At 37.7% G+C, this 18,174-nt stretch carries 14 protein-coding genes and 1 pseudogene; 4 read left to right on the top strand and 11 right to left on the bottom strand.

Annotated elements, in window-relative coordinates:
* The first annotated feature begins 4 nt into the window (after positions 1-4).
* The gene (locus H6A27_RS05390; RefSeq protein WP_204507969.1) at positions 5-1,111 is read left to right on the top strand and encodes an HAD family hydrolase; all 1,107 of its coding nucleotides are present in this window, start codon (positions 5-7) and stop codon (positions 1,109-1,111) included.
* Here H6A27_RS05390 and H6A27_RS05395 read toward each other — a convergent pair.
* The 4 genes and pseudogenes from H6A27_RS05395 to H6A27_RS05410 form a co-directional block, all read right to left on the bottom strand.
* Entirely contained in the window at positions 1,096-1,605 is a 510-nt protein-coding gene (locus tag H6A27_RS05395; RefSeq protein ID WP_204507970.1) for a very short patch repair endonuclease, read from the bottom strand. The two genes, H6A27_RS05390 and H6A27_RS05395, sit on opposite strands and share 16 nt — an antisense overlap.
* A gap of 37 nt (positions 1,606-1,642) precedes the next feature.
* On the bottom strand, positions 1,643-3,385 hold the full coding sequence (dcm, locus tag H6A27_RS05400; protein WP_204507971.1) for a DNA (cytosine-5-)-methyltransferase: 1,743 nt from the start codon (positions 3,383-3,385) through the stop codon (positions 1,643-1,645).
* A gap of 7 nt (positions 3,386-3,392) precedes the next feature.
* On the bottom strand, positions 3,393-4,934 hold the full coding sequence (locus H6A27_RS05405) for a MutH/Sau3AI family endonuclease (RefSeq protein ID WP_204507972.1): 1,542 nt from the start codon (positions 4,932-4,934) through the stop codon (positions 3,393-3,395).
* Positions 4,935-5,207: 273 nt separating this feature from the next.
* Positions 5,208-6,201: pseudogene (locus H6A27_RS05410) on the bottom strand (ATP-binding protein).
* Between the two features lie 452 nt (positions 6,202-6,653).
* Here H6A27_RS05410 and H6A27_RS05415 point away from each other — a divergent pair.
* Together H6A27_RS05415 and H6A27_RS05420 are read left to right on the top strand one after the other, a co-directional pair.
* The gene (locus tag H6A27_RS05415; protein WP_204507973.1) at positions 6,654-9,674 is read left to right on the top strand and encodes a SusC/RagA family TonB-linked outer membrane protein; all 3,021 of its coding nucleotides are present in this window, start codon (positions 6,654-6,656) and stop codon (positions 9,672-9,674) included.
* A gap of 13 nt (positions 9,675-9,687) precedes the next feature.
* On the top strand, positions 9,688-11,382 hold the full coding sequence (locus H6A27_RS05420) for a RagB/SusD family nutrient uptake outer membrane protein (RefSeq protein WP_204507974.1): 1,695 nt from the start codon (positions 9,688-9,690) through the stop codon (positions 11,380-11,382).
* A gap of 97 nt (positions 11,383-11,479) precedes the next feature.
* Here H6A27_RS05420 and yaaA read toward each other — a convergent pair whose 3' ends face one another.
* Positions 11,480-12,244, bottom strand: coding sequence for a peroxide stress protein YaaA (gene yaaA, locus H6A27_RS05425; protein ID WP_204507975.1), 765 nt, complete (start codon positions 12,242-12,244; stop codon positions 11,480-11,482).
* A gap of 296 nt (positions 12,245-12,540) precedes the next feature.
* Here yaaA and H6A27_RS05430 point away from each other — a divergent pair, with 296 nt between their 5' ends.
* Positions 12,541-13,431, top strand: a complete 891-nt coding sequence (locus H6A27_RS05430) for a WYL domain-containing protein (RefSeq protein ID WP_204507976.1) — start codon at positions 12,541-12,543, stop codon at positions 13,429-13,431.
* A gap of 22 nt (positions 13,432-13,453) precedes the next feature.
* On the opposite strand, the gene H6A27_RS05435 is transcribed toward H6A27_RS05430, so the two are convergent.
* The 6 genes from H6A27_RS05435 to H6A27_RS05460 form a co-directional block, all read right to left on the bottom strand.
* A complete protein-coding gene (locus tag H6A27_RS05435; RefSeq protein WP_204507977.1) occupies positions 13,454-15,115 on the bottom strand; it encodes an ATP-binding protein in 1,662 nt (553 codons plus the stop codon).
* A 140-nt stretch (positions 15,116-15,255) separates the two neighbouring features.
* Positions 15,256-15,714, bottom strand: a complete 459-nt coding sequence (locus H6A27_RS05440; RefSeq protein ID WP_204507978.1) for a hypothetical protein — start codon at positions 15,712-15,714, stop codon at positions 15,256-15,258.
* Between the two features lie 23 nt (positions 15,715-15,737).
* Positions 15,738-16,409: a hypothetical protein gene (locus H6A27_RS05445; protein WP_204507979.1), complete on the bottom strand. Its 672-nt coding sequence runs from the start codon at positions 16,407-16,409 to the stop codon at positions 15,738-15,740.
* A 25-nt stretch (positions 16,410-16,434) separates the two neighbouring features.
* Positions 16,435-16,728 (bottom strand): hypothetical protein, encoded by a 294-nt coding sequence (locus H6A27_RS05450; RefSeq protein ID WP_204507980.1) that lies wholly within the window; start codon positions 16,726-16,728, stop codon positions 16,435-16,437.
* An 11-nt stretch (positions 16,729-16,739) separates the two neighbouring features.
* Positions 16,740-17,165: a hypothetical protein gene (locus H6A27_RS05455; RefSeq protein ID WP_204507981.1), complete on the bottom strand. Its 426-nt coding sequence runs from the start codon at positions 17,163-17,165 to the stop codon at positions 16,740-16,742.
* A 265-nt stretch (positions 17,166-17,430) separates the two neighbouring features.
* A complete protein-coding gene (locus H6A27_RS05460) occupies positions 17,431-17,886 on the bottom strand; it encodes a hypothetical protein (protein WP_204507982.1) in 456 nt (151 codons plus the stop codon).
* Positions 17,887-18,174: the final 288 nt, after the last annotated feature.

Here is an 18,174-nt window from a genome sequence, read left to right on the forward strand (position 1 = left end):
AGTTATGAGTAAAGAGTTTCAAAGAAAATACAAAGAGGATAAACCTGTTGTAGCAATATGCTATGACTTTGATAAAACACTATCTCCAGACGACATGCAAGCACAAGGATATATACAATCTGTCGGATATGAAGTCGAATCATTTTGGAAGGAATCTAACGGATTAGCCGAAGAAAACGACATGGATCAGAATTTAGCTTACATGTTCACAATGATTCAGAAAGCTCATGGAAAGTTTGTTTTTAACAGACAAGCTTTAATGGATTATGGTTCGAAAGTACAATTATTCCCCGGTGTTGAAACATGGTTTAAACGTATTAGAGAGTATGGAGAAAAAAAAGGAGTTATTGTTGAGCATTACATTATTTCATCCGGTCTTAAAGAAATGATTGAAGGAACTAAAGTTGCAAATGAATTTGAAAAGATCTATGCAAGTTCATTCTATTATGACAGTTGTGGAGTCGCTCAATGGCCTGCACAAGTTATAAATTATACAAGCAAGACACAATTTCTTTTTAGAATAGAAAAAGGAACATTAGATGTAAACGATTCCGCTGTCAACGATTACTTTGAGCCCGAAAATATTCGTATTCCCTTTAGAAACATGGTTTATATAGGTGACAGCGACACCGATATACCATGTATGAAACTTGTAAACTCATATTCTGGACATTCTATTGGAGTTTATAATCCAGAGACAAATGACAAAAGAAAAGTGTATAAAATGATGGGAGACAAAAGAATTAAATATTTTGCTCCAGCAGATTATACAGAAAACTCAGATTTAGATAAATTGGTAAAGGCAATAATCGACCAGACCGCTTCAAACGAGAAACTTATGTCTTTTCACTATAAGAATAAAAAAGAACAAGTAAGTCAAAATATAAATATAGAAGGCCTGGAGAATAAAGAAAAAGAGAAACTTATATTGGATCTGGAAAACAGTAATAGTTTTAAACAAACTCATTCTATAATTTCAGAACTCAAAAAATATGATAAATGGACTGATGAAGAAAAATTAAAATTAAAACAAATAGCCGAAAGCAACAAACAGGTTTCTTATATAAGGAATGATGAGGATATTGCCACTTTTTATCATTCTATAGAATAGTCCTCCGGTTCTTCTGCTACCGATAAACTATCGTCTGCTTCTACCATTTCATATGTTCTTATTTTCCTATCTTGAAGAAAAATATGATTCAATGTATAAGCTAATGACTCAAGCGTTTGTTCGCGAACTTTAGGCTTTAGTTGACACTCCCAAACTGTAATACAATGCCAACCCATAGCAGCAAGCTGGCATTGTTCCTTTTTGTCACGATCTTTATTCCTTTCTATTTTATTCGACCAAAAATCAGTGTTGGTTTTGGGCAAACGAAAGTATTTGCAATTTTCATGACCATGCCAAAAGCAACCGTTCACGAAAATAGCTGTTCGGTATTTGCGAAGTACCAAATCCGGATGGCCAGGAAGGCGTGGATGGTTTAGCCGATAGCGGAAGCCTCGGCTAAACAAGAACTTTCTTACCATCATTTCGGGCTTTGTGTTCTTTCCTTTTATGGCTGACATACAACGATGACGCTGTTCTTTAGTCAATTTATCCATTAAATCATTTTATTTCATCAGTATAAAAGACACAATTTTATTGATTTCTAAAAATCCTTCCTAATAAAGTATCCCGATATGTGTGAAAGATGTTCAAATTAATTTGCACATACTCTGGAAGGCTTTCAAGATACTCCATCTCAAATACAAGACGAGGTTCAATATCCCCGCTTTCCGGATATATTTCAGACTTATTACCGACGCGTGCAACCTTAATAATATAAAGATCACGTACACCTTTTCCTTTTATATATGGCATGAAGTAATAAAGTTTATTCAATGCTACAGTTGAAGGAAATGATTTGGTTTTACCTGTATAATATTTCTTAATACGTTCCCCATCAAGATAATAATCTCTATTGTCATCTTTAACAAAACCAATCAATAGATGTTTATTATAATCCAATAAGTAATTTTTTTTAGGTTTATTACAAATCAAGATTTGTTGTTCATCTTCAAACAAGTTCAGTTGTAATTTGGGCTGAGCATCTCTTTGTTGTTCTATAGGATGTGTAGAAACCGGTTCTTCATCATATATAAAACGATATAGAGATTTACCTACTTCTTCTACAATTCCACAAACGAGAGCATTTCCCATAAGAAAAGCTCTACGTCCATCAGTAACATCGGGATGAAAAGTATGATTATCAGGAAACATATTCAAGCGTTCCAATTCCAGTGGAATCAAACGGCGATATCTACCTGAAGGTGTAAGAACAACATGCTTGAAACGAGATGCAGACGGACCCCCTTCGCCTGTTATAATGGTACGTGAAGGTCGGTTAATATCATCAGGAAATGACATGCCACCTTCAGAGAATATATATTTAAAGCCGTCTTTGGATGTACGCTCTATTTTTTTTGCCCCTTTTTCATATTTCCATCGATCCAAGTCTTCATTAGAAATAAAATATTCCTCTGGTACAAAGTTCTCGTCAACCAGGTTATTACCAAGAGTCATATTAATTCCATCATAAACAGCAATAGTATCAACAGAATAAACATGTCGTTTCCTCATGATTCCTGCATCTCCAAAAGGACTGGCCGCATTCCCTTTTTGATTTTTGTTAAAATTATCAGAAACCTCTTTTATAGTACCATCAATATCAAATTCTGAACATGTTTCTTCCTTTACTTCAAAAGGAAAAGCTTTTGCCATTACTCCGTCAAACAACACCCAGTTTTGAAGAGTCTCAATTTTATTGTAAACAGTAGAGCCTTCACGGTAACCTACAATATAAGTTCGTCTTCTCCTTTGTGGCATACCGTAGTCAGCCGCATTAATCACACGCCATTCTACAGTATATCCCAAGTCTGCAAGCGAAGCAAGAATAATAGCAAAATCTCGTCCACGCTGCTTTGCAGGTGAGCCAAGTATACGGTCAACATTCTCAAAAAAAACATAACTAGGACGCTTTTCTCCTTTTTCGCTCAAAATACGATATATTTGCCACCACAATACACCTTTCTTCCCTTCAATACCTCCGGAACGACTTAAGGTTGATGCAACTGAATAATCCTGACAAGGAAATCCTCCAACAAGCAAATCATGATCTGGAATATTATCAGTTGCTACTGTATTTATATCTTCATTTGAATGTCCTTTACTTCCAAACCTGGCACGGTACACAAGAGAGGCATCTTGATGAACTGTTGATGGTTCCCATTGATTATTCCACACAGTTTCATATGCATCTGAAGCTCCTTCCAATCCGATGCGGAACCCACCAACACCTGCAAATAATTCTACAACTCGTATGTTATTTTTGATTTTAGCCATAATATTTTTACAGATAAGTTAATGTTTGAAGTTTATTTACAACGTATGAACCTTTTAACCAAAAAAATTGTGGTAACATTTTTATTCCATTAACCACCTCTGTCCTGGTCTTATCATTTGAAACATCCGCCCCACCTCGAAAAAAAACTTCATATTCAGAACTCTTAGGGAAATTAGGTGCTCCCATATACGATCCACTCTTATTTCGTCTTTTACAACCTCGGGCATCATACAGATATTCCCATTTTAATTTATTCTGATAAATCAGATTACGAGAATCCTCCCATGTCCGCCTTACTTCTTTGTCGATAAAGTCTTCATCAAACGCAAAGCGTTTGAATCCTTCAAAAGTAGTTTTAGAAGGGTCTATTTTATCATGCTCGCAAAAAATCGGACATAAAAAACTATGCTCACAAAAATAAATATATATATCAGAGTCTTCAAAATCTATATTACTACTAGACCATTCTTCAAAATCAATATGCTTGAGCTTCATATCTTCCGTTCTGCCACCTTGTGGGGTAATTGTTATGGTTTTTGCAATAATTCCTGATTTTTTAAAATCTGAAATTTGATTTAGTTTATTGCAATCAGCATCAAACATCTTCAATACACACTTGCTGCCAAAATCTTTAGTTGTTACAGATGTACTAATACCAAACATTTCTTTCATTTGACTGAATGTCATTCCTCTATATTTTTCTGTAATAGTATGACAACGAGCATCCAATTGTGAAAAGCTTGAGAATGATTCTTTTAACTTAACTTCAGTTGCTGTACGGCTCTTATTGAAGTGACCACGCACAATATAATCGACAAAAGTCTGCTTCAGTCTGTAACGAGGTTTTTGATAAGAACCTGTTGACTTCTTTTTGAAACTGGGAACAAGTTCGATCAATAACAAATCTGGTCTGAGCACATGAGTAAAACCTTGCAAATTCTCGTTGCGCTCTTCTTGAGTTCGGTATTTATCATAAACACTCTGAAGATAGTCGCGAACTATTTCCCAGTCATTCTGCAACTTTCCTCTTTCTTCATCAGAAAATCTATTATAACAATAATCAACTATAGGAAATTTTGAATATTCTGATGATGAAACCACATCATACGATTTGTACTCATAGAATACTATCAGCAAATGCTCAGACTTTTCCCAAAAGTGAGATGTCATAAAATCATGCTGAATATCAGGTTCAAAAGTGACTCCAGTAATACTAATACCCTCTTTGGCAGCGAGATAAACATTATAATCAGAACCTGTTTTTCCCTTAACCTTTTCCAAATCTGATTTTGGAATACGCACACCTGTTGTTTTCAACTCCGTGAGCACACCGTCAATTTCTATGTCACATTCCTGCTTACTGTCACGAGCATATCCAAAAACTGACTGCTCAATTACATCTCCAGCAATACCAGTAATCTTACCGCACTTCTTAGTACGAGCAAACTGATTAGATTTATCAACCTCACCTAAAGTCTTACCTTTAATTTCTTCAAGAAGGTTATATATAAATTCTTTTGTATATTTTCTATCTTCTGAAACAGCCATTATAATATTATTATTGAACAAATACCTTTCTTTTTAAAGAAGACTTGATAATTAATTGCAAAAATAAAGAATTAATACGAAATATTATGAGGTATTTCCAAAGATATTAATGTTGTATATTTATTGTGATTCACTGCGTTTCTTATCCATGTTGAAAAAGGCAAAATAAAACACATAAAATCTTGCTGACTATATGTAGCTGTGGTCTGAATGATTATTAATGAGGCGGCAATAAAGACAAAGACTAACATTGCCATGTGATTCTATTGTTATTTATGGTTTCATAATAATGCGCCAATAGCCAGTTTTATCGGAACCTTCATGAGTCAAAATTCCCAAAGTCCTAAGATTCTTGATGTTTTTCTCTATAGCACGTTTAGTTACACCAATCTTGTTAGCCATATTATCGGCAGTGATTGATGGATCAGAAATAACGAGGTCAATTATCTTTTGTGCAGTTTTACTGACAGTCTTCTGTGTTTCCAATGTGTCTCCGAACTTATCAGCATTTCCTCCGAAGGTTTTCACCGAACTTTTTCCGCTTACACCGAACTTTTCAGCATTTACACCGAACTTTTCCTCCGAACCTTCTTCATTTACAGGGTACTTTTCGAGGCTACTATTTACCCTGTTGGCAACTTCCTCTATAGGTATCCTTCCGTTCTCTCCCCAATTCAAATTATAGAATGTGGTACAGAAAGAAATTGCTTCCGTTTGATATTGTGGTTCTTTGCCCGGCAGGAAATTAGGCAGTTTCTCCGTAAGTTCCCGCATTTTCCTTAAGCCCGAACCACGTTTTTCCATATTGTCCAATTGGGTGAACATGTCCGCAATGACAGGGTTACGGCGCATGGACGGCACTTTGTATATGTCCCGGTCTTAAATTTGTGTGCCATCAAGCATTGCACCGGGTGATACCAATTCTACCCGGTCATCATAGATATCAATATGTACTTCACCACCCATTACTGTGTAATCTCTATGGATAAGATGGTTTACCAATCCTTCAAAAATAGCACGGTCGGAATAGTCGGGGAGGTTCAGGCGATAGTTCGGCATCTTCACTGATAAAATCGGCATCTGCTTGCAGATTTTCCAAACCTACAATCACTCCGTCATCGTTTACTCCATAAAACAAGCTGCCACCATCCGTATTGGCAAAAGCAGATACGGATTTAAGCCATGACTTCACTTTCTTACGTTCCAGCATTTCCTTGAAATCGTAAGACGAGCATTCCGCTATCAATGTATTGTTATGAATTTGCATCGTTTTCTTTTTGTTGTTTGGGGATAAAGCCCAAGTTCTATATACAAAGGTAAGGATAAAACCAGATTTTCTGTTAAAATCGCCCAATTGATTTGATTATTATGTGTTTATATCACGAAATTTATAAAATATTGCTGTAAAGAGCTGTGGTTGCTTATGGATGCTTATTTTCGGGTTTGCACTATATTAGCAACATATTCACGAAAGTTGCTCATAAAGGGATATTGTCGTTTTAGAGTAGGAATAAGCATATTATTAAATATAACAGCTATAGTTATTCATTTTTTTTATTCTGTTAAACATTAAAATAATATAATTCAATATCAAACAAGACATTTATTCATAAATACTCTTAATTAGATATTGTATTTTAATATAAAAATAATATATTGCGCCAGATTTAATAAAATGAAATCAACAAAAAGGTTAACCTACTTAATTTTAAACTAATTATGAATAACATGTACGAATCACCGAGGTATAGGGGCTTACTGCGTTCTATACCTATAGCACTAAGTTTGGTGCTTGCAATCAGCAACACATCTGTTGTATTTTCTAATCAGACAACGGCTAAACTTGAAATTTCTCAAAGTAACAAACAGATTTCCGGTACTGTAGTTGATCAACACGGAGAACCATTAATCGGTGTAAATATCCTTGAAAAAGGTACCTCAAATGGTACAATCACCGACTTCGACGGTAAATTCACTTTAAATGTATCGCCTAATTCCACTTTAGTTATTTCATATATAGGTTACAATAATCAGGAAGTGGCTGTAGGCAACAATACTACATTGAACATCACCCTGCACGAAGATACCGAGACTTTGGACGAGGTGGTTGTAATCGGTTATGGTGCCGTAAGAAAAGCCGATTTGGCAGGCGCAGTATCAGTAATGGACAATAAGGCTTTCAGAGACCAGCCTATCACACAAGCCAGCGACGCTCTTCAAGGACGTATGTCGGGCGTAAACGTAATCAGCGACGGTATTCCAGGAGGTTCTGTAAAGATTCGAATCAGAGGTACAAACTCAATCAACAAGAGCAACGACCCGCTATACGTTGTGGACGGTATAGTACGCGAATCCGGTTTGGAAGGTATCAACCCTGAAGATATCCAGAGCATGCAGGTACTGAAAGACGCTTCATCTACTGCTATTTACGGTTCACGCGGCGCTAACGGAGTTGTGATTATTACTACTAAAGGCGGTGTAAAAGGTCAAAGCACCATAACATTCGATGCCTCAGTGGGTATATCAAATGCTACAAGACTGCCTAAGATGATGGATACCAAAAGCTATGCTCAGGCATTGATTGATTACGCCGGAGTGAATCAGGTGGAAATGCAGGATTACCTTAACGGAACAAATCCTGGTATCGACTGGACAGACGTAATGTTCCGTACAGGTATGATACAGAACTATAAACTCGTGTTCTCAAAAGGCAAGGAAGATATGCAGTCATACATATCCGCCAACTACATGAAGAACGAAGGTATCCTTGAAAAAAGTACATACGAAAGATATTCAGCTAAAGCCAATATTAAAGCTTCGATAAAAAAATGGCTGGATGTAACGCTTGACGTCAACGCGTCACGCGGTATAGGAAAAGGTATCGGAGGTCTGGAAATGAGTGGATACAACCCGCTGTGGATTGCGTTCAACTCATCACCAACTATGATTATGCAGGATGAAAACGGCAACTACAACAATGACCCTTATTGTACTATCCAGGAAAACGCTTACGGAGCACTTGCCGGAGGCGACAATGAAAGAAGAAAGGATGTTTTGAATGGTCGTATTGACTTAAAGTTCAATATAGCTAAAGGGCTTACATTTACATCAACAAACGGAGTTGACTACTACAACTTTACTTCATACGGATTTAAGCCTAAAGCTACAGGTATAGACCATAACAACAACAGTATGAGTAATGCCAACACCCAACGTATGATGTTACAGTCATCCAACAACCTGACTTATATGAATACGTGGAAAGAAAAGCATAACTTAACTGCAACTGTAGTATGGGAAGCTACCAAGAGCGAAACACGATATATGGATATCACCGGACAGAATCTGCAGGTAGAGTCTGTAGGTTGGTGGAATATACAGAATGCGGCAAAACGTGACGCCACAAACAGTTACACAGCATGGGCTTTGCTTTCAGGTGTAGGACGAGTAATGTATAACTTTGATAACAGATACTTGCTCACCGGTACTTTCCGTGCCGACGGTTCAAGCCGATTCTCCAAGAACAAGTGGGGATACTTCCCTTCTATCGCTGCCGCATGGACTGTTTCTAACGAAAAATTCATGGAAGAAGCGCGCGACGTTATATCTAACCTTAAAGTTCGTGCGAGCTATGGTGTTATCGGTAATCAGGACATAGATCCATACTCAACATTAGGACTCTTAGGCGCCACTTCTACATACTATGGCACGAACATCGGAGCAAGCGGTTACTGGGAAAACGCTTTGGCTACTCCTGATATCAAATGGGAAAAGACCAAGCAGTTTGACTTCGGTATCGACTTAAGCATGTTCCATGGAATATTAGATTTAAGTGTTGACTACTTCAACAAACAGACTTCAGACGCATTGCTTACTACCCAATTGGCAAACTATCTTGGAGGAAGCTCTTACTTGATAAATGCCGGTAAGGTAGCAAACGAAGGTGTGGATATTTCTTTAACAGCCAATTTATTCAACAACAAAGACTTCAGCTGGTCAACAACCATCAATGGTACATATCTGAAGAACGAAGTCAAGAAGCTTACAGCCCAGGAACCTATAATTTATGGCGGATCGTTCCAGTCTATCATTACAGACTGTACTATTATAAAGGAAGGCGAAGCTATAGGTACTTTATTCGGCTACAGATGGGCAGGCATCGACAAAGATGGATATGATACTTATTATACCGCAAATGGTGACATCACACGAAACCCATCTACAGACGACCGTGTAGTGTTAGGAAAATCAACTCCAGACTTTACTCTTGGTTGGAACAACTCTCTCCGCTACAAGAACTGGAGTCTGAATGCATTCTTTAACGCTGCGTTCGGTGTTCAGCGTCTCAATGCGCTTCGTTTCTCTATGAACTCAATGATAGGTAACTCACGTATGTTCACCGACGCTGATTTCCTTAGCCAGGTAGGAATTACGATGCCGGATCCAAGAGTTGAGAACAACCAATATATCGGTAACTCATCCAAATGGGTAGAAAATGCTGACTATTTCCGTTGCGAGAACATAACATTAGCTTATGACTTCCCTAAATCAATGACTAAGTTCGCCGATTTACGATTGAGCTTCAGCGTTCAGAACCTGTTCACACTGACAGGCTATAAAGGTTCAAATCCAAGCAGTTACTCATTCTCAAGCGATTATGGCGACCGTGCTGCAGGTATTGATACAGGTACTTATCCTACTCCAAGAACATTTACTTTCGGTTTACGTATGAACTTTTAAATAACAGAACATTATGAAAAATAAAATATTATCAGGATGCCTGATGGCTGCATCCATGTTTATGTTTTCTTCTTGCAGCGATTTCCTGACAGAAGATCCAAAAGGTAAACTGACTCCTGACAATTTCTATACAAACCAAAATGAAATTGACATGGCCGTCAATGCTTTATACTTCAAAGTACAGTCATACCAATGTAACTCAAACCCAATGATTTTACATTGCCAGGGTGATGACGTAACTTCTACCACCGGTTCAAACAAGGCAGCTTATCTTTCTGCCGACGCTTACGAGTCTCCTACAGACACCAAAGGTCTGGAAGACGGATGGAGAAGAATGTATCAGATTATTCTGGTTGCAAACGATATTATCAGCAATGCACCTAAAGCAGACCTATCACAGGAAAATCTGAATCTGGCTATGGGACAGGCTTATTACTGGCGTGCATATTCATACTTTACACTCGTACGTCTGTTTGGTCCGTTACCTATGAACCTGAACAATGAGCCGGATAATAACTCTACGCCTCTGACTTCTGTAGAAGACGTTTATAAGCAGATTCTTGAAGATTTGGATAATGCAGAAAAATGTAATTTACCGGCAAAATACGACAAAAGCCCTCAAGCTATAGAAGGACAGAATCTATATGTCTCACAACAGACTGTGAAAGCTACATTAGCGGCTGTATATATGTCCATGGCAGGTTATCCGTTAAACAAGACAGAGTATTATGCTGAAGCTGCAAAAAAAGCTAAAGAAGTTATCGACGGAGTTAAAAACGGCACTTATAACCACGGACTGCTTGAAAAATGGGAAGATGTATATTCATACGGAAACAATCATCACTTTGAGACATTGTTAGGTATCGATTACAATACTACAACAGGCGGATGGTCTGATTTTGATTCGCAATTCTCATCTTGCCATCAGTTGTCAAGTTTACAAGGATGGGGCGACTTCATTCCTGAAAGAAAATTCTGGCTGAATTATCCTGACGGTCCTCGTAAGGATGCTGTATTTGCAAAACAGTTACGCACATCTCAAGGTGTTTTGGTTGACTGGTGGGCGACTCAGGATGGAGAGCCTTATAACGGCGAAAATGCCGTAGTAAGCGATTACAGACCAATGTTTGTAGCATTCACTGTGAACGACGGACCAGCTGCCGCTCCATACGACTACACCAAACCTTTCTGGGGAGGTATGTGTATCAACAAGCGTCATCAGCTAATCAGATATTCAGAAGTATTGTTGTGGTATGCAGAATCTGCGGCAAGAGCTAATTTAGATCTTACAGAAGCAAAAAATGCACTTAAGCAAGTTCGCCAACGTGCATACACCGACCAGACTAAGGTTTCTGAAGTTGACAATATGAATGCCGATCAATTGGCCGAAGCAGCATACCTGGAACATGGATACGAAGTAGGCGGATATGTTATCGCCATGGTAACACGACGCTCTGACGAGTTCAGAATGAATCGTCTGAAGGAAAATTACGACTATCGTACCGGAGACCAGAACTTGGTTCTTATTCCAAAAGGCACAGAAACACACAGTATGGGCAAAGACGGAAAAGCGTTTACCTATACACTGAAAGAAGATTTGATTCTGAAAGAAAATATGTCTGTAACCGCATCATGGAACAATGAAAAATCCATCTATCACAACTATCCTCCTAAGGAAGTAGAAAAGAATCCTAACTTACAGAGGTGATATAACGTCAGGTTAAACAAATAATTATAGGGAGTATGTACCGACTTTTGTCCTACATACTCCCTAATCATTTATGTCATAAAGCGTATTATGTCACCTACCCCATGGTAAATACCAGATTGTCTCCGTCACTTTCATGCGTGTTAAAACAGAAACCTTCCCATTCGAACGACTCTAACTGTTCCGGATCTTCTATTCTGTTTTTCAGTATATAGCGTGTCATTTCGCCACGGCACATTTTGGCATAAACCACAACCGTAGAAAGTTTCCCGTTTTTATATACATGAAAATCAGGAGTTATGACCCTGACTTCGCCGCATACACGCTTCCAGTCGAACAAATCCTTCATCTCGCTACTGGCAAGATTTATAAGAACACCACCCTGCTTTTTTATTTCATCAATAAAGAAATCTGTCAATACAGGTTTCCAATAATCGAACATTGTCACGTTACCCCTTTCGGGCAATCGGACATCTCCTTCAAGACGGTAATTTTTTATTACATCCAGCGGACGAAGCAATCCATACAGGAATGACGTGATAAGCAGGTGCTCCTGCGCATATTTCAGGTCATCATCCGAAAAATCCTTTACAGAAAGACGTTTGAAAACCATTCCTGTGTACGACAAGATGGCAGGAAGCCCCTTATTATCCTCCGAAAAGAAATTATGATATCTGAAATAATTCTCGGCAGCCAGCTTGGAGTTTACTTTCAGCATACGACCCAATTCCTCATTATTGAATTGTGACATATACATAGCATTATTGATTGCTTCATCTTTAAAGACCGGTATGGTAGTAAACGGAACTTTTTGCTTGCTTTGAGCTGTCATTGTCTTGGCACAAGAAATATAAATCAACATAGGCAGAAAATGTATATCATTAGAAAATAATTTTAAAGACAATATCACATATTATCCTATAGTACAAATATAACTCTTTTAATGAAATTCTCACTTGTCACATCTTTCTTTTTACATAAACCACTACAACACTCAAATACAAAAAAACCGTTCCTTCATGTTACAAATATTTTAGTTCTTATTTTATGTCAAGTACTTAACCGACTTATCATTTATTGTAAAGTTATCCGTCGCTTGCACTTGCTTTCAGTGCATACATTCAGTAAATTTGCCTAAGAACCATAAAAACGGGATTTATGAAGAATAGAATATGTATCTGGCTTGTCAATCTGCTTCTCAAAAGGAAAAGAATGACACTTAATGAAATTCAGGAAGAATGGAGAGCTCATAATGCCGACTACGACATTACCCTGCACCGCAACACCTTCATGTCGTACAAACGCACAGCCGAAGAGATGTTCGACATCAACATCAATTGCGACCGCAGCACTAACGAATATTATATCGAATATCCTGAAGAAATAAGCAACTCCCCTATCAACCAGTGGTTGATACAGACTGCGTCATCTACAGATGTTATTTCAAGACGAAAACGCCTTGCCGACAGAATTGTCCTCGAAAGCACTTTCGGAGGCGAAGAACATCTTGACGCCATAACCGATGCCATGTCGCGCAACAAGTGCATAAACATCACCTATCATTCGTACTGGATGGAAGCCCAGAACTTCACAGTAGAACCTTACTTCATTAAATTTTTCCGACAAAGATGGTATCTGATCGGCCATTGCCACGAGAGAAATGCCCTGCGTGTATATTCACTCGACAGGATGGACTGTGCGACAGTCAGCGACAAAAGTTTTACGATGAAAGAAAAAAACTATCCACAGGTATTATATAATGACAATTTCGGGATTATCCATGGCGAGGAAAACACCAAAGCCCACGATATTCTTTTAAAATTCACAACCAAGCAGGGGCAATACATACAGACAAGACCGCTACACCATACACAGGAAGTAATCTCTCACGATGAAAACTTTATTATCTTTAAACTGCACATGAAAGTTACTCTCGATCTGGTTCAGGAGCTATTATCCTACGGCTCCAGCCTTCAGGTCCTCAGTCCGGACTGTCTGATTAAAGAAATCCGCAAGACTATCGGTGAGATGAATGAAATGTACAAATAAAACGGAAAGAAGAAAGACTGATTTACCTGAAACCAATCTTTCTTCTTTCCGTTTTTCCTATATGCATAATTTCCGATTCGCAATGCTCTTTCAGCTTTTCAAAATCCAGGTTTTCGCTTCCCCATAAAATAGAATCTATAGTTCTTTTCCTACAGATATTCTCAATCTGCCCTCCACTGAAATCATATCTCAATGCCAGACATTCAGCCTCATCCTCATTCAGTTCAGGTATCATCGACTTCCATATAGCACACTTCGCCTGAATATCCGGTCTTTCAAACTCAATCTTGTATAGGAACCTCCTTTCGAAAGCCTTATCCAGATTTCCCGCTATATTCGTGGTAGCAATCAGAATACCCTCCATATTCTCTATTTCCTGCAAGATGATATTCTGGATTGAGTTCTCCATCCTGTCCACAGCACGCTCAGCCCCCTCCATTCTCTTGCCAAGAATAGCGTCAGCCTCGTTGAACAACAGAATAGGAGCCACCTCCGATCTCTCCACAAGATACCTGTACTTATTGAATACATTCTTTATATTCTTCTCGCTTTCGCCCACCCAGCTACTCTTAATCTCAGAGATATTCACACGCATGATGTTTCTCCCGGTCCGTCTCGCCAGCTGATAAACCGTCTCCGTCTTTCCCGTTCCCGGAGCACCGTAGAAAAGACATGCAAAACCACTGCGAAGCCCCTTTTCCTTCAGACGTCCGCAAATGTCAGAAAAATTGTTCTGTTCCAGCAGACCTGCCAGCTGGTTTATCGAATCAGTCACCCTTCTGTTATAGAACAGCTCCTTTGCGGACAAAGACCTGCAGTCCATAAGTAAAGAGGAGAAATTTCCGGATGAATTGTCCGAGCCACCGGCCTTCACTCCGAACAGAAAAGTTCTCTTCGTATCCTCAGTAAGCTTATATTCCTCCCTGTTCACCATCCCGTCCTCATTGCAGAACTCTATCAGATTCAACTTCTGAAGACAGTGCTTACCCTCCATCAGCAGATTGCAGACAGACTTGAAATGATATTTGTTACAACACATATCAGCAAGATCCTGCTGCCTTACATTTTCCTCTCTGTTCTGAATAAACGCATCACACACAAACAGGAAGAGAGCCAGATTATTGACGTCAAGTTCCAAAGCCTTAGTCCTGCTTGCAAAATCCAGATGGAGATTGTTCTCAATTAACTCCACCACATCGTTCTGAAAGCCCTCTATACTGCATTCCTCATTCACCCGGCAATCAATATACTCGTTGAGCTTACCGAAAAACTCGTTTATAGTTAAATTCTTAGGCAACTCATATTTGTAACTTTTGTTATTCTTGAGATGCTCTATTACCACTGGAGGTACCCTGTAAGTAAGATTACCATCCCCTCTTCCCCTTGTACAGGCAATAAGATGAGATTTCACAAGCCCCTCCACATCGGCCGAGTACTTGAGCATCTTTATATACTTACAGTTCAGATAGTCCGACAAATCATTAAGTTCAATCCTTGTATCAAAACTTCTGTTCACCATCATAGCCAGCACAACAGCCTGTATTCTGTTGATACCCAACTTGCGCGATACATATCCAATCTGTCCTTCAACCTCATTGAAGAACTCATCACTCAGATGTGAATTCTCAGCCTTATCGGCAATCACCTCTATACACTCCAAAAGATTCATACGCTTTGTGCTCATGATTATAAGTATTAATGTTATTTACTTCCTTGATTATGACACAAAGGTACAGCGGGCTTGCACATACATCATGTGCATAAGAGATAAAAAACGCAAATCAGATATCTTTCTTCGACATCTAAATTGTTTATTACATTTCTTTAGCAAGTGACATCATCAGAGGATTTATTCTGATAACGCTTATGCTCCGCTTTTTCATATACAACAGCAAAACAGAAGAACATAAACTCTATTGTCATTAAATTGTAGAACTCCCATGAAGTCATATTTTTTATAATACCATCGTAGCCGGATGAACCACCTGTTGTTACAACCAATATGTATGCCATAAACATTACAAATACTCCTAATATAAATCTGGAAACGAGGAAAGCAGTCTTACCTTTATTTATATACCTCACATATAGCTCTATAAGTGTCTGGACTGTAATAAGGCTTAATAATATTCCAATCACCTGAAACAACGAAAGTGATTTTAAGAAAACATCCATACCGTCTATAATCTTTCCCATCACCAACAAGATGTAACAGTTGATAGTAGCGATACATCCCAAAACGATAAGGTCAGAATGGAGGAATTTGTCATTTACATATTTCATAGCGTCGCAAAATTCATTTACATTCAAAAATCTCCTTCAAAATCAGAAAGAATATAACTCCAAAGTTCATAATCATCCACCATCCCCTTATACTTCATAACAAGCGAAGTCCAATTACTCTCCAGAACAAGGAAATTATCTCCTTCAGGCTTAAAAATAAGATTTTTACCGATTATCAGAATTTTACCGTTAGAAATTTCATAATCATAATAATCCAATCCACCTTCAGTCGCCAGCAACACAGTCTTTTCATCTATAAAACACATATACATATTACCGTCATCACCTTTCGACTCATACGATTTACCTCCATACTTACCCACAGGCTTTATATCCTTAAAACGCTTGTCCGGTCGGTAAACATCAGCCTTATACCTGATCCCCCCATCCTTCTGAACAATAATCTTATCAAAAACTTCATACTCATTCTTTATGTTGATAATACTGTCTATCCTACTATAAGAAGCCCCGATAATATTTTTACCTTTATACATATAAATCTCATCCTTGTCTTCAACATCCCATTTTGTAAATTTATTAATAAGCACCTTGCCTCCTTTATAAAGACGGATGACAGTCACATCACCATTCGACTTGTTGGTATAGCTATAAGCCATATCCTTCAGTTCACTCTCGCAAGCTGTTGTCATAATAACACATACCACGACAAACAAAAAATTAATCAGTTTCTTCATATTAACAAATATTTTTATTTCATGACTAAATATAATCTTCCAAACATCCATCAAGACAATAATCCCCATCCTCGTCCTCATAATAGTCTATATATACATTATGAAGACTTTCGTTCAATGCAGAGATTACACCGGCAGTAAGATACCTGGTATCATAATAATCCCTAATATCATCCTCGTCAATCTCCACTTCGTCATAATTATACAGTACAGCATAAGTGGCGGTACATCTTCTTGCGTGCACATCCGAATCATTACTATACTCCTGATTCTCAATAAGCCATACATCACGGCGTACAAATTTTACTTTACCTTCCATATTACTTTCTATTAATATAGTTCTAACATTTCCCCTTTATCCATATCGGTAAAAACAAAAATCACACCTGCATCAGCAAACCCCATCATTATGAAATCTTGCTTTTTATATTCAAACACCATTACCTTCCCCTGACCTTCAGTACCAGTGCACGTATAGATAACATAAGTCTCATCTTCTGTAATTTCCTCAATCTTCAATACATCAGTCTTTTCCGGCAAACGAATCTTTATGGTTATCTGTTTATTAGCCTTGTCAAAAAGAACAGTCGCCCCCTTAGAAGTAACTAATTGAGTGTTTTTCAAAGCTTCATCACCACTGATACCAGCCATAGCAGCATTAGCAACAAATACATTCTTGAATGTTTCTTTCCTCACCTGTGCATTGATTGCCACTACACCAAGCAGCAATACAATAAATGAAAATACTTTCTTCATATTTATAATAGTTTTAGTTCTATGATGCAAAGGTACAGGTGGCTTGCACATGTTTCTTTGGCAAGGTTATAAAAAAAGAAAGACTGATTTATCTGAAACCAATCTTCCTTCTTTCCGTTTTTCCCAATGTATTACTTCCGATTCACAATTGAATAACAAACGAATCCTCTTAATAATAAATAAAGTTTTAAATATCCAAAACATCAACCAATAAAACTAAGCAAAAAGTTCAATTACAATACATTAACGACACATTTTTATAAAATCAATGATTAAACTTTATTCCATTAATCTCCAATTTATATTTAAAGCTCCCTTGTCTTGCTCTCTTAATGAATAAAGGAACCTGATTCTTTAGATACAACATTAGATAATCGGCTTTTTCTTGAACATCAGAATGTTCAAAGTTTACTCTTTGAATTCCTTTTATTATCTTATGGCTTTCTTTAGGATCCAGCGACTTTATATCTTCACAAATCCTTTCTACAAGTTTTTCGTATGGATATAATCCTCTAAGTTCACTATTATCACTAGTATAGTCTCCTAATAAATGTATATTGTATGCCATTGATATAAGAAAATGAGTATAAATATAACCTTCAACTCCTCCTGGATTAAGACCAAAGACCCGTTGAGTCTCTTTCTCTATTAATCTCTTTCTTTTATTGTGTTCCGATTGGATTTCTGATTTGAATATTCTAATATTAGACTCTATATTCAAATGTAAGCATTCAGTAAACCCCGTATGATTAGAACTGGTAAAGCCGGCATAGATTGTCTATTAAAAATTTCGACTTGTCTCTGAAAATGTTGAATATATTCGACGATTTCTATCAGGATCTATTAAAAGCTAGGATTTTTCTCCGAAAAAGTCGAAGACATTAATACATACCTGTGACTTTTTCGGAGATTCTTTAAATAATCTTCTTGTCTTTTAAAGATGATGGCAGTAATTCTGCAATGTCCTTGGAGTAATCACTGTCGTATTCATGTACGTGGTTAAGGAAAT

It is taken from the genome of Bacteroides caecigallinarum (assembly GCF_016902295.1).
GTDB lineage: Bacteria > Bacteroidota > Bacteroidia > Bacteroidales > Bacteroidaceae > Phocaeicola > Phocaeicola caecigallinarum_A.

Coding starts and splice junctions, on each gene's coding strand:
- H6A27_RS05440 (WP_204507978.1), bottom strand. CDS start 15,714: ATGAAATATGTAAATGACAAATTCCTCCATTCTGACCTTATCGTTTTG.
- dcm (WP_204507971.1), bottom strand. CDS start 3,385: ATGGCTAAAATCAAAAATAACATACGAGTTGTAGAATTATTTGCAGGT.
- yaaA (WP_204507975.1), bottom strand. CDS start 12,244: ATGTTGATTTATATTTCTTGTGCCAAGACAATGACAGCTCAAAGCAAG.
- H6A27_RS05405 (WP_204507972.1), bottom strand. CDS start 4,934: ATGGCTGTTTCAGAAGATAGAAAATATACAAAAGAATTTATATATAAC.
- H6A27_RS05415 (WP_204507973.1), top strand. CDS start 6,654: ATGAATAACATGTACGAATCACCGAGGTATAGGGGCTTACTGCGTTCT.
- H6A27_RS05445 (WP_204507979.1), bottom strand. CDS start 16,409: ATGAAGAAACTGATTAATTTTTTGTTTGTCGTGGTATGTGTTATTATG.
- H6A27_RS05390 (WP_204507969.1), top strand. CDS start 5: ATGAGTAAAGAGTTTCAAAGAAAATACAAAGAGGATAAACCTGTTGTA.
- H6A27_RS05455 (WP_204507981.1), bottom strand. CDS start 17,165: ATGAAGAAAGTATTTTCATTTATTGTATTGCTGCTTGGTGTAGTGGCA.
- H6A27_RS05435 (WP_204507977.1), bottom strand. CDS start 15,115: ATGAGCACAAAGCGTATGAATCTTTTGGAGTGTATAGAGGTGATTGCC.
- H6A27_RS05395 (WP_204507970.1), bottom strand. CDS start 1,605: ATGGATAAATTGACTAAAGAACAGCGTCATCGTTGTATGTCAGCCATA.
- H6A27_RS05430 (WP_204507976.1), top strand. CDS start 12,541: ATGAAGAATAGAATATGTATCTGGCTTGTCAATCTGCTTCTCAAAAGG.
- H6A27_RS05420 (WP_204507974.1), top strand. CDS start 9,688: ATGAAAAATAAAATATTATCAGGATGCCTGATGGCTGCATCCATGTTT.
- H6A27_RS05450 (WP_204507980.1), bottom strand. CDS start 16,728: ATGGAAGGTAAAGTAAAATTTGTACGCCGTGATGTATGGCTTATTGAG.